General features: G+C 62.9%; 8 protein-coding genes, 1 tRNA gene and 1 pseudogene. 7 read left to right on the top strand and 3 right to left on the bottom strand.

Features of this window, described 5'->3' with window-relative positions:
* From DIE12_RS10825 to DIE12_RS10815, 3 genes and pseudogenes are all read right to left on the bottom strand, one after another.
* Positions 1–401 (bottom strand): annotated as a pseudogene (locus DIE12_RS10825) (electron transfer flavoprotein subunit beta/FixA family protein); the annotation flags it as partial.
* Positions 402–412: 11 nt separating this feature from the next.
* Positions 413–1,819: an FAD-binding oxidoreductase gene (locus tag DIE12_RS10820; RefSeq protein WP_124521946.1), complete on the bottom strand. Its 1,407-nt coding sequence runs from the start codon at positions 1,817–1,819 to the stop codon at positions 413–415.
* Entirely contained in the window at positions 1,816–3,147 is a 1,332-nt protein-coding gene (locus DIE12_RS10815) for an MFS transporter (protein ID WP_124521944.1), read from the bottom strand. Before DIE12_RS10815 ends, DIE12_RS10820 begins: the two co-directional genes overlap by 4 nt.
* A gap of 119 nt (positions 3,148–3,266) precedes the next feature.
* Here DIE12_RS10815 and DIE12_RS10810 point away from each other — a divergent pair, with 119 nt between their 5' ends.
* The 7 genes from DIE12_RS10810 to DIE12_RS10780 all read left to right on the top strand — a co-directional run bounded on the left by DIE12_RS10810 (position 3,267) and on the right by DIE12_RS10780 (position 11,535).
* Positions 3,267–4,205, top strand: a complete 939-nt coding sequence (locus DIE12_RS10810; protein ID WP_124521942.1) for a LysR family transcriptional regulator — start codon at positions 3,267–3,269, stop codon at positions 4,203–4,205.
* A gap of 492 nt (positions 4,206–4,697) precedes the next feature.
* Entirely contained in the window at positions 4,698–5,918 is a 1,221-nt protein-coding gene (locus DIE12_RS10805; RefSeq protein WP_124486424.1) for an NAD(P)/FAD-dependent oxidoreductase, read from the top strand.
* Positions 5,919–6,023: 105 nt separating this feature from the next.
* Entirely contained in the window at positions 6,024–6,236 is a 213-nt protein-coding gene (rpsU, locus tag DIE12_RS10800; RefSeq protein WP_006479415.1) for a 30S ribosomal protein S21, read from the top strand.
* Between the two features lie 185 nt (positions 6,237–6,421).
* The gene (locus DIE12_RS10795; protein ID WP_059524656.1) at positions 6,422–6,868 is read left to right on the top strand and encodes a GatB/YqeY domain-containing protein; all 447 of its coding nucleotides are present in this window, start codon (positions 6,422–6,424) and stop codon (positions 6,866–6,868) included.
* 72 nt (positions 6,869–6,940) lie between these two features.
* Positions 6,941–8,812 carry a DNA primase gene (dnaG, locus tag DIE12_RS10790; protein ID WP_124521306.1) on the top strand — a complete coding sequence of 624 codons (1,872 nt, stop codon included), beginning with the start codon at positions 6,941–6,943 and terminating at the stop codon, positions 8,810–8,812.
* 88 nt (positions 8,813–8,900) lie between these two features.
* Positions 8,901–11,318: an RNA polymerase sigma factor RpoD gene (gene rpoD / locus DIE12_RS10785; protein WP_124486422.1), complete on the top strand. Its 2,418-nt coding sequence runs from the start codon at positions 8,901–8,903 to the stop codon at positions 11,316–11,318.
* A gap of 138 nt (positions 11,319–11,456) precedes the next feature.
* Positions 11,457–11,535 (top strand) — tRNA-Ile (locus DIE12_RS10780).
* Positions 11,536–12,010: the final 475 nt, after the last annotated feature.

Below are 12,010 nucleotides of genomic sequence, written 5' to 3'. Positions count from 1 at the left end.
AGCGCAGCCAGCATCTGGCCCGTCTGGTTCGAATCGTCGTCGATCGCCTGCTTGCCGAGGATCACCAGTTGCGGCTGCTCCTTGTCGACCAGCGCCTTCAGGATCTTCGCGACGGCCAGCGGCTCGACGCTATCGTTCGACTCGACGAGGATCGCGCGATCCGCGCCGATCGCCAGCGCCGTACGCAGCGTTTCCTGCGCTTGCGCGACGCCCACCGACACCGCGATCACTTCGGTCGCGACGCCCGCTTCCTTCAGGCGCACGGCTTCTTCAACGGCGATTTCGTCGAACGGGTTCATCGACATCTTCACGTTCGCGATGTCGACGCCGGTGTTGTCCGACTTCACGCGGACCTTCACGTTGTAATCGACCACTCTTTTCACCGCGACGATTATCTTCATGTATCTTCCGTTCAGTCTTTTCGTAGAATCCGACCAGCATTCAGTACGCCTGCCGGATCCAGCAGGTCCTTGATCGCCTGCATCAACGCAATCTCGTCAGCAGAACGGCTATGGTGCAGAAAGTCTCGCTTCACGACTCCGATGCCGTGCTCAGCAGAGATCGAGCCGCCCACGTCGGCGACTGCCCGGTAGACGAGATCTTCAACGCGATGCAGGTCGTCCGGGCTGTCGTGGGGACCCGAAAGCACGTGAAGATTTCCGTCGCCGATATGGCCGAAGAACAGGTGACGTTGGCGCGCAAACTGCTGCGTCAGCGCTTTGCGCGTCGAATCAACGAACCGCTCCATTGCTGCCATCGGAACGCCAACATCGAAAGCGGCATGCGGCTTGAGGTGCGCCAGCAGTTCGCCTATGGCTTCGCGATAGGCCCAAAGCCGCTGCGCGTCGTCGATCGATTGGGCTACGACGGCATCGGTCGCGAGACCGTGGTCGAACGCATTGGCCAGAAACTCCTCGAGTTGTCGCCGTTCGTCTGCTTCGTCGGTACCGAGCGTCTCCAGCAATGCGTACACCGGCGCGGGGGCATCGAAGGCTGGCCGCAACTCGTGGACTTCGCGAGCGGCGGCCATGAAGTCGTCCCACATGACCTCGAACGCGGAGAGGCCCGGCAGTGTGGCGCGAGCGTCGCGTATGAGCTGCGTTGCGGCGTCAAACGACGGAAGCGCACAGAGCGCAGTGCATGCGCTCGTAGGCAGCGGAGAAAGCTTGAGGACGAGTCTGGTAATCACGCCCAAAGTACCTTCGCTGCCGATGAACAGGTGCTTCAGATCTACGCCGGTTGTGTTTTTCGTGACGCGATTGAGCATGCTGAGCAGACGCCCGTCGGGCAACACGACTTCGAGGCCAAGCACCATATCGCGCATTGTGCCGAACCGGATCACACGGTTACCACCAGCATTGACAGCGGCGTTGCCGCCGATCTGGCATGAACCGCGAGCGCCGAGATCGAGCGGAAAGTACCAGCCTTGTTCTTCGACGCGTTGCTGCAATTCTTCGAGAACGACGCCAGCCTGCACGGTGGCGGTGCCGCCTACGGCGTCGATTTCCTCGATTGCATCGAGCTTCGATAACGAAAGCGCGATTTCCCCTTCGCGCGGCGTCGCGCCACCGGCGAGACCCGTCAAGCCGCCTTGCACGACAGCACGGCGACGAAAGCGGCTGCAGATCTCAAGTGTCGCCGCCACCTGTTGCGGCGTGCGCGGGAACACGACGATGCTCGGCATGCAATGTGGTGCTTCACACCAGTCGCCGGCGTGAGCCGACGCGACAGACGAGTCGAGCACGACCGAGCTGTCGCCGAGCGTGCTTTCGAGCGCTGCGACGAATAGGTCGACAGGCTGTTCGATGAATGGAGTCATTGAGTATGTCCGATGTTGAGTTGCCGATCCCGCCCGGCATTGCGCGGCATCGCAGCGACGATGCCGGCCGACAGCAGCAGAAACACTGCGGTGACGTAAAGCGCGACGCTCGCGCTGCCCGTGCGGTCTACGATCCAACCGATCATGTAAGGGCTGACGAACCCGGCAAGGTTGCCGATCGAATTGACCAGTGCGATGCCAGCGGCCGCAGCAACCCCACCCAGCAACGAAGTTGGAATGCGCCAGAACACAGGCGCAAGGCACTGCAATCCCATGCAGGCAACCGTCAGCGCCACAAGCGAAACCACCTGCTGGCCGCTGTACAGCGCACTCGCGACGAGCCCGAGAGCCGCGGCAGCGCACGGTATGAGATAGTGCCAGCGATGCTCACCGCTTCGATCCGCGCTACGCCCGACCACCAGCATCGCGCCGATGCCGAACGCGTATGGAATTGCCGACAGCAGGCCCACATTCAGCGCAGACGCGACGCCCATGTGTTTGATGATCGACGGAAGCCAGAAACCGAAACCATACTGACCCATCGCGGCACCGAAGTACGCGAACGCCAGCAGCCATACTGCGGGCCGGCGCAACGCTTCGGAAAGCGATACCGTTTGTTTGTTCTTCGACTCTGCTTCGATGTTTGCAATCAGCCGGACGCGCGCTTCGTCGTCCAGCCACTTCGCGTTGCGGATACTGTCGTCGAGATAGAACAATGCAGCGATGCCGACAATCAGCGACGGTACGCTCTCGAGCACAAACAGCCATTGCCACCCGGATAAACCAGCCGCGCCGTGAAACGTCGACAGAATCCATCCTGAGAGAATGCCGCCGCAGACGCCGGCGATCGGAATGGCGGTCATGAATGTTGCGATCACGCGGCTTCGGCGCTTCGCTGGATACCAATATGTCAGGTAGAGGATGATCCCAGGGAAGAAGCCCGCTTCGGCGGCGCCAATCAGGAAGCGGATCACATAGAAGGCCGTCGTCGTGTGCACGAATGCCATGAGGCCCGTCAGCACGGCCCAGGAAATCATGATTCGGGCGATCCAGCGGCGTGCGCCGACCCGATGCATGATCAGATTGCTCGGAACCTCGCATACGAAATACGCGAGAAAAAAGATTCCGGCGCCGAAACCGTAGATCTGCTCGCTCCAGCCCAGCTCCGACACCATCTGCAATTTCGCGAACGCGATGTTGACGCGATCGAGGAACGCGATGACGAAGCACAGACAGAGGAACGGCACAAGCCGCCAGGTAACGATCGAGTAAGCGCGTTCTTCGAGCTGTTCCTCCTGCTCGAGGTGCGCGGTGAATGATTGCGCCACAGTGTGTCTCCTGAGTTGGAATAGTCGGTCTTTGTGGCGAAAGTTTGCGTCGGGCTATTCAATAAGACAAACGATGATTTCTGACCTATTATCGAGAAAAACTGTTCAATGGAGGGCGCATGTCCGGGGCCAGATTCACGCCGAGGCAGCTTGCTGCTTTCCTTGCCGTGGCGGATGTTCGCAACTTTGCGCGAGCTGGCGAGCGCCTGAACTTGTCGCCGTCCGCCGTAAGTCTGCTGATTGCGGAACTCGAAAGCGGTGTGGGCTTTCGCCTGTTCGATCGCACCACGCGTAGCGTGGCACTGTCGCCGGCCGGCCGGGAGTTCGTCGTTCACGCGAAGAGCGTGATGAGGAATATCGAACTGGCTCAGGCCGCGGCGGACGATATACGGAATCGCGCCGCAGGGATCGTTCGGATTGCAGCTCCGCTTGTAATCGCGACGACGATGATGCCCACTGCGATTAAGAGATACGGGCAAACGCATCCCAAGGTGGTGATACGGATTCGGGATGCGGCAGTCGATAACCTTGTAGACATGGTTGCCAACGGAGACGTCGACCTCGGAGTCGGCCCCGATCAGACGGTCGGTGATGACGTGGCGCGTATCGAACTGTTCAAAAGCCCCTGGGTGCTCTGGTGCGCGCCGGACAATCCTCTCTCTAAACGTGGACGGATTACGTGGTCCGACCTGCGAAAGCAGCCGGTTGTCGCGGCGGGTCGAGACTATGAACGTAACGTTTCACTCATGCGCGCAGGCGTCGCTGACGACGAGCGTATCGCGCCTATGGACGTCGTCGACAACATCAGCACCGCTCTTGGGATGGCAGCGGTTGGACTTGCGTTGACGTTGGCGCCGGCGTATGTCGGCCTGCTGGCGCGACCGCTTGGTTTGGTTATGCGCCGGATTGTAGAGCCGGAAGTCATGCGCCAAGTATGCCTTTACCATTCAGCAAGCCGCGCGGTCTCGCCAGCCGCTGAGGGCTTCCGTCAATACCTTGTAGACTCGTTGAGTGGTATGGAGTCGCTTGGAATAGCTGGGCGACGCGTCAAATGTTGATCCAGTGCTGTCGCACGGGTACGGCCGTCCAACGTGCCGATTCGAAATCGGAGCCACGATGTGAATTTGGGAAAATGTCGCGAGCTTCGGTTGTCCGGAATGTATCGATACAAGGTTGATCCGCGCTCGAACAGCCGCTCTTGGATATCACGCAGGCTGAGCTGAAACCTGTTGACCGAACGACAACCCTCCATGCTGTCCCAAAGCAGGATCGGGAAACCGGGATAGGGCCGGCTGCTGATGAGGAGTCGCTGGTCGCGGAGTTCAGCCGCATTCAGGTTCTCCTGGCGATCAGCAAGGACGAAGGCTGTCGATTCGCGGTTGCATGCGCCCTACCTGAGAATCGAAGCTGCGGCCATCCAAGCGTTGCGTTCTCCGCCGTCGCATGTATCATTCGCCCTTCCTCAAGATATTCATCAGTCGCCTACCTCTAAGTGGCTGATAAATATGCATAATTCATAGCCTATGCAAAGTTCCTGAACAAACCGCGCCATGGAAACTTACGACATCGCCGTGATCGGCGCGGGCGCCGCCGGGATGATGAGCGCCGCGGTCGCCGGGCAACTCGGCCGCCGCGTGGTGCTGATCGACCATGCGCCGCGGCTCGCCGAGAAAATCCGCATCTCGGGCGGCGGCCGCTGCAACTTCACGAACCTCCATGCGGGTCCCGACAACTACCTGTCGTCGAATCCGCATTTCGCGCGCTCGGCGCTTGCGCGCTACACGCCGCGCGACTTCCTCGGGCTCCTCAAGCGCCACCACGTGACCTGGCACGAAAAGCACAAGGGGCAGCTCTTTTGCGATCACGGCAGCGACGCGGTCATCGACGTGCTGAAGCATGAATGCGACGCGGGCGGCATCGCCTGGCGCCGGCCGGTGGTCGTCGACGCGGTGCGCCACGCGCCGTCCGACGGCTTCACGCTCGACACGCAGCAGGCGGGGCCGATCCGCGCACGCGCGCTGATCGTCGCCACCGGCGGCCTGTCGATCCCGAAGATCGGTGCCACCGACTTCGGCTACCGGCTCGCGAAGCAGTTCGGCCACAAGCTCGTCGATACGCGGCCCGCGCTCGTGCCGCTCACCTTTGCGTCGCAGGACTGGGAGCCGTTCGCGGCGCTGTCCGGCGTGTCGCTCGAAGTGCGCGTGTCGACCGGCGACAAGAAGCGCGGCGGCGAATTCGTCGAGGACCTGCTGCTGACCCATCGCGGCCTGTCGGGCCCGGGCATCCTGCAGATCTCCAGCTACTGGCAGTCGGGCGACCCGATCCGTATCGACCTGCTGCCGCAGCGCGACGCGGTGGCCGACCTGCTCGACGCGAAGCACACGTCGAAGCGGCAGATCGGCTCGCTGCTCGCGGACTGGGTGCCGTCGCGCCTCGCCCACGTCTGGCTCGACACGCACCGCGTCGCGGCCGACGCGCGGCTCGCGGACCTGCCCGACAAGACGCTGCGCCAGATCGGCGACGCGCTGTCCGGCTGGACGCTGACACCGAACGGCACCGAGGGCTACAAGAAGGCCGAGGTGACGAAAGGGGGCGTCGATACGCGCGAACTGTCGTCGGCGACGATGATGAGCGCGCGGGTGCCGGGGCTGTTCTTCATCGGCGAGGCGGTGGACGTGACGGGCTGGCTCGGCGGTTACAACTTCCAGTGGGCATGGGCGTCCGGCACGGCGGCCGGGCAGGCTGCGGCGGAGTTCTCGCGCGGCGCCTGACACGGCTGCGCGCCCTGCCGTTGACGGGACCCGGCCCTTATGTCTTTGCACGACGCTCTGCTATACTCGTAAGTCTTCCCTGCAAACCTTTATTCGTGTCGGATCATGACGATCATTCGCGTTAAAGAAAACGAGCCGTTCGAAGTCGCCATGCGTCGCTTCAAGCGCACGATCGAGAAGAACGGTCTGCTGACCGAGCTTCGTGCGCGGGAGTTCTACGAAAAGCCGACCGCCGAGCGCAAGCGCAAGAAGGCTGCTGCGGTGAAGCGTCATTACAAGCGGATTCGCAGCCAGACGCTGCCGAAGAAGCTGTACTGAACGATTGAGCGCCGCGCGGTTCGCTGAGCGGCGCACCGGCGACCTCCGCACGATCGGCCTCGTTCCGGGGCCGCGAGTCGCCGATGCCGGATTCGAGCAACCCGCTTGAGACTTAGTCCCAAGCGGGTTTTTGTGTTGACGCCCGTTCGCGGGCGTCGAAGTCACGTTTCCATCCCGGGTGCAAGATGAGTTTGAAAGAGCAGATCAGCGAAGACATGAAGGCCGCGATGCGCGCGAAGGAAAGCGAGCGTCTGGCGACGATTCGCCTGCTGATGGCCGCGATCAAGCAGCGCGAGGTCGATGATCGGGTGACCCTCGACGACGCGGGCATCACCGCGGTGATCGACAAGATGATCAAGCAGCGCAAGGACTCGATCAGCCAGTTCGAGGCCGCCGGCCGCGACGATCTCGTCGCGAAGGAGCAGGCCGAACTGACGGTGCTGGGCGCCTACATGCCCGCGCAGCTGTCGGACGCCGAAGTGGCCGCCGAAGTCCAGGCCGCGGTCGCGGCAACCGGCGCAGCCGGCCCGCAGGACATGGGCAAGGTGATGGGCGTGCTGAAGGGCAAGCTCGCCGGCCGCGCCGACATGACGGCCGTTTCCGCGCAGGTCAAGGCCGCGCTGTCGAAGTAAAACCCGCTTCCCGGCGCGTCGCATGCGCGTGCGCCGGGGCGTCGTATTGTCTTTTTTTCGCTCGATCCCACGGTGATTCCGCATTCGTTCCTGCAGGATTTGCTGAACCGCGTCGATATCGTCGACGTGGTGGGCCGGTACGTGCAGCTCAAGAAGGGCGGCGCCAACTTCATGGGGTTGTGCCCGTTCCATAACGAGAAGAGCCCGTCGTTTACCGTCAGCCCGACCAAGCAGTTCTATCACTGCTTCGGCTGCGGCGCGCACGGCACGGCGATCGGCTTCCTGATGGAGCATGCGGGGCTCACGTTCCCGGAAGCCGTGCAGGAGCTCGCGCAGTCGGTCGGGCTGACCGTGCCGCACGAGCCGTCGATGCGCGGCGGCGGCGGTGGAGGCGGCGGCGACTATCCGGCGCCCGTGTCGAAATCGGTCGCGACCGCGCTGTCCGACGTGATGGCCGCCGCGTGCGACTACTACCGCAAGCAACTGCGTGGCGCGACCGTCGCGATCCAGTACCTGAAGAACCGGGGCCTGACCGGCGAGATCGCCGCGCGCTTCGGGCTCGGCTATGCGCCGGACGGCTGGCAGAACCTCGAAACGGCGTTCCCGGACTATCGCGACGACTCGCTCGTCGAATCGGGGCTCGTGATCGTCAGCGAGAAAACCGACGCGCAGGGTGTGGCGCGACGCTACGACCGGTTCCGCGAGCGGATCATGTTCCCGATCCGCAACGTGAAGGGGCAGGTGATCGGGTTCGGCGGACGCGTGCTCGGCAGCGGCGAGCCGAAGTACCTGAATTCGCCGGAAACGCCGCTGTTCAACAAGGGCAGCGAACTGTACGGGCTGTTCGAGGCGCGCCTCGCGATCCGCGAGCGCAAGTACGTGCTGGTCGTCGAAGGCTACATGGACGTCGTCGCGCTCGCCCAGCTCGGCTTCCCGAACGCGGTCGCGACGCTCGGCACGGCATGCACGCCGATCCACGTACAGAAGTTGCTGCGCCAGACCGACACGGTCATTTTCAGCTTCGACGGCGACTCGGCCGGCCGGCGCGCGGCGCGCCGCGCGCTCGAAGCGTGCCTGCCGCATGCGGCGGACAACCGGACGATCCGATTCCTTTTCCTGCCGGCCGAGCACGATCCGGACAGCTATGTACGCGAATTCGGTGCGGACGCGTTCTCCGAGCAGGTCGAGCGCGCGATGCCGCTGTCGCAATTTCTGTTGAACGAAGCAATCGCGGGCAAGGCGCTCGATCAGCCGGAAGGTCGCGCGAAGGCGCTGTTCGACGCGAAGCCGCTGTTGCAGGCGCTGCCGGCGAACGCGTTGCGCGCGCAGATCATGCACATGTTCGCCGACCGTCTCGATATCCCGTTCGAGGAAGTCGCGGGATTGTCGGACGTCGATGCGCGCATCGCGGCGCCGCCGCGCCAGGCGCCCGCGCGCAGCGAGCGGCGGCGCGTGACGGACAGCGAAAAGCGCGCGTTGCGCACGCTCGTGATGCATCCGCGGATCGCGTCGCAGCTCGACGACGAACAGCTTGCGACCCTGCGCGCGCTGCCGCGGATCGGCGAGCTGTTCGCCGAAGTCGTCGAGCATGCGCGTGCGCTGGGTGACGGCGCGGAGTTCCGGCTGCTGTCCGATGTCCTGCGGACCTCCTCGAACGGCGCGACTTACGAGGAAATCTTCCGCGAAATTCTGGACTATGATGAAAACGTCCGCGATTTGCTGTTACAGAATCCGGAAGACGAGACGGTGCCCGAGCGGCAGCGTGAACAGGAACGGATCGCGGGGGAGGAACTGCAGGCCGCGGTGCTCAAGATGCGCTATGACGCCTGCTGCGACCGGCTCGATCGGCTGGCGCGGCAATCGACCTTCACACCCGAGGAACTGGCCGAATTGACGGAATTGAACCAGCAGCGAACCGACATGAAACGTCGGCTCGGGCTGTAGGCGGCCGGGGCGCTGAGAGAGGGCGCCCCAGCGTGCTATAATATAAGGTTTCCAGCGGTTTGTTTTCTAAGCAGAGGCGAGATTCGCGATGGCAAAGACGACAGGCGGAAAGAAAGCAACAGGCAAGGGCTCGACGGAGCCGACCACCAAGGTCACAGCGGCCAAGTCTGCTTCTTCCACCAGGACAACGTCTTCAGCCACGTCAGCCCCTGCAGGAAAGAAAACCGCGGCCGGCACTGCTCAGGCTGCGCCGGCGCCGGCAGCCAGAACACGGGCTGCCGCCAGACCCGACTCCGGGCCGGCCCAGCCGGCGGCGAAGCGGGCAAGTGCGAAAAGCGCAAGGGACACGACTGCCGCCGCGGACGAAACGGCAGTACGTACTACTCATGCACCTACGGTTCAACCGGCTGTCGTCCAGCAGCCGCGAGTCGATATAGCCGGTACGGCGAACTCCATGACCAAAAAGCTGAACGAAGTATCCGTCGATGACGACGCAAATCAGAGCGACGAGCAGCCCGCAGCCGCGGCTGCCCCGGGCAAATCCAAGGTGCGCGATCGTCGCGCCAAGGAAAAGGCGCTGCTGAAGGAAGCGTTCGCGACGAGCACGCCCGGCACGGCCGAGGAGCTCGAAGAGCGCCGCGTGAAACTGCGCGCGCTGATCAAGCTCGGCAAGGAGCGCGGCTTCCTCACGTATGCCGAAATCAACGACCATCTGCCGGACAACTTCACCGAGACCGAAGCCCTCGAAGGCATCATCGGCACGTTCAACGACATGGGCGTGGCGGTTTACGAGCAGGCTCCGGACGCGGAAACGCTGCTCCTGAACGACAACGCGCCGGCCGCGTCGTCGGACGATGAAGTCGAGGAAGAAGCGGAAGTCGCGCTGTCGACCGTCGATTCGGAATTCGGCCGCACGACCGATCCGGTCCGGATGTACATGCGCGAGATGGGCACGGTCGAGCTGCTCACGCGCGAAGGCGAAATCGAGATCGCGAAGCGGATCGAGGACGGCCTGCGCCACATGGTGATGGCGATTTCCGCGTGCCCGACGACGATCGCCGACATCCTCGCGATGGCCGAGCGCGTCGCGAACGAAGAGATCCGCGTCGACGAGCTCGTCGACGGCCTGCTGGATCCGAATGCTTCGGACTCCGCCGATACGGACGGTTTCTCCGCGAAGGAAGCGGAAGCGATCGAGAACGAGGACGAGGAAGCCGAAGAGGAAGAGGAAGAAGAGGAAGAGGAGGAAGACGACGGTGCCGCTCAGGCGTCGGCCAATGCCGCCCAGCTCGAAGCCCTCAAGCGTGCCTCGCTCGACAAGTTCTCGCAGATCAGCGAGTGGTTCGACAAGATGCGCCGCGCGTTCGAGAAGGAAGGCTACAAGTCGAAGTCCTACCTGAAGGCGCAGGAAACGATCCAGACCGAACTGATGACGATCCGCTTCACCGCGCGTACCGTCGAGCGTCTGTGCGACACGCTGCGTGCGCAAGTGGACGAAGTGCGTCAGGTCGAGCGTCAGATCCTGCACATCGTCGTCGACAAGTGCGGCATGCCGCGTTCGGAATTCATCGCGCGCTTCCCCGGCAGCGAGACGGATCTCGACTGGGCCGAGAAGATCGCGGCCGAAGGCCATGCGTACAGCGCGGTCCTGTCGCGTAACGTTCCGGCGATCCGCGAGCAGCAGCAGCGTCTGATCGACCTGCAGGCGCGCGTCGTGCTGCCGCTGAAGGACCTGAAGGAAACCAACCGCCAGATGGCGGCCGGCGAACTGAAGGCGCGTCAGGCGAAGCGTGAAATGACCGAGGCGAACCTGCGTCTCGTGATCTCGATCGCGAAGAAGTACACGAACCGCGGCCTGCAGTTCCTCGACCTGATCCAGGAAGGCAACATCGGCCTGATGAAGGCGGTGGACAAGTTCGAATACCGTCGCGGCTACAAGTTCTCGACCTATGCGACGTGGTGGATCCGCCAGGCCATTACGCGTTCGATCGCGGACCAGGCGCGCACGATCCGTATTCCGGTTCACATGATCGAAACGATCAACAAGATGAACCGCATCTCGCGGCAGATCCTGCAGGAAACCGGTCTCGAGCCGGATCCGGCAACGCTCGCCGAGAAGATGGAGATGCCGGAAGACAAGATCCGCAAGATCATGAAGATCGCGAAGGAGCCGATCTCGATGGAAACGCCGATCGGTGACGACGACGATTCCCATCTCGGCGACTTCATCGAGGACAACAACACGGTCGCGCCGGCGGATGCCGCGCTGCATGCCAGCATGCGCGACGTCGTGAAGGACGTGCTCGATTCGCTGACGCCGCGTGAGGCGAAGGTTCTGCGGATGCGCTTCGGTATCGAGATGAGCACCGATCACACGCTCGAGGAAGTCGGCAAGCAGTTCGACGTTACCCGCGAGCGGATCCGTCAGATCGAGGCCAAGGCGCTGCGCAAGCTGCGTCACCCGAGCCGTTCCGACAAGCTGAAGTCGTTCCTCGAAGGGAACTGATTTCCAGCGTCTCACTTGCGAACGCCGCCGGTATCCGCGTGATGCCGGTGGCGTTTGTCCTCTTTAGCGGCTTTGTTGTTACAATGCCGGCCCGGCTTCGTTGCCGGGGTGGCGTGTAGCACAGGTTGCTTCCCGTCTGGGCCCCTAGCTCATGCTTGGTTAGAGCAGCGAACTCATAATTCGTTGGTGCCGGGTTCGACTCCCGGGGGGCCCACCAGATTCGCTTTGTTCGAGAGTTTCCACGCGGTGCAACCGACCGCGATTGGACGCGAAAAGCCGGCCCGGTGGGCCGGCTTTTTCGTTTCCGGGCTTCAACGCGTCGGACCCGGGCAATCCATGGCTCCGGACTACCCGAACGGGTAGGGACCGTTCGTGTTCCCCATCCCTAAACTGCCTTCCCGAAGATTTCGCGGCGAGCGATCGCTTGTCTGCGTATTCGACGACAGACCGGTGCGCATCGAAGCCGACCATCGGCATACGCAGGCGAGCTCGACGCACTCGCTACCACCTATAATCCGAGCAAGCGCGCCTTCTTGTACGGCACGGTCGCACACGTGGACAACAGCAAGAACGGTAAATTCCCGGTGTTTGCGACGGCTCGCGATTCCAGCTTCCAGCTCGCCGACCCGTCCGAACATGGACGAAGGGCAAACCGGCGCGTACGTCGGGATGATGCACGTCTTCTAAAGCAA

The sequence above is a fragment of the Burkholderia sp. Bp9015 genome (assembly GCF_003853505.1).
Lineage (GTDB): Bacteria > Pseudomonadota > Gammaproteobacteria > Burkholderiales > Burkholderiaceae > Burkholderia.
Note: the sequence above shows the minus strand (reverse complement) of the source record. Positions and strands in the feature narration are given on the sequence as shown.